Annotated in this window: 1 protein-coding gene; it reads left to right on the forward strand. The window is 68.6% G+C overall.

The features are described from left to right. Window positions 1-239, forward strand: a 239-nt coding sequence (locus ACQP60_RS20945) for a family 10 glycosylhydrolase (RefSeq protein ID WP_429736584.1), incomplete at both ends; no start/stop codon positions are given.

Raw genomic sequence — 239 nt, forward strand, 5'->3', positions numbered from 1 at the left:
GTCCGGACGATCTCCGAGCGGATCAAGGCGCTCAAGCCCTGGGTCAAGTTCGGCATCAGCCCGTTCGGCCTCTGGCGCAACGCGTCGACCGACCCGCGCGGCTCGGACACGGGGGGCTCGCAGAGCTACGCCCTGCAGTTCGCCGACACCCGCACGTGGGTGCTCGAGGGCTGGCTCGACTCCATCAACCCGCAGATCTACTGGCAGTTCGGGCTCGCCGTCGCCGACTACGCGAAGCT

The organism is Isoptericola variabilis, assembly GCF_050311655.1.
GTDB lineage: Bacteria > Actinomycetota > Actinomycetes > Actinomycetales > Cellulomonadaceae > Isoptericola > Isoptericola variabilis.